Here is a 296-nt window from a genome sequence, read left to right as displayed (position 1 = left end):
AGATCCGTGAAGAAGTGGCGAAATGGAGCCCAGCAGAAGTTGAACGTGTAACTGGTGTTAGCGAAAAAGACGTATACCACACAGCGAAACTGCTTTCTGAAAACCGTCCGGGTTGTATCGTTTGGTGTATGGGTGGTACTCAACACACGACTGGTAACAACAACACACGTGCTTACTGTGTACTAGAGCTTGCGCTAGGTAACATCGGTAAATCAGGCGGCGGTGCAAACATCTTCCGTGGTCACGATAACGTACAGGGCGCAACTGACCTTGGCGTACTTTCTGACACACTTCCA

General features: G+C 49.3%; 1 pseudogene. It reads left to right on the top strand.

From position 1 onward, the window contains the following. A pseudogene (locus tag BCT81_RS18470) lies at positions 1–296 on the top strand (molybdopterin-dependent oxidoreductase); the annotation flags it as partial.

The sequence above is a fragment of the Vibrio sp. 10N.261.52.A1 genome (genome assembly GCF_002876325.1).
Classification (GTDB): Bacteria; Pseudomonadota; Gammaproteobacteria; order Enterobacterales; family Vibrionaceae; genus Vibrio; species Vibrio chagasii.
Note: the sequence above shows the minus strand (reverse complement) of the source record. Positions and strands in the feature narration are given on the sequence as shown.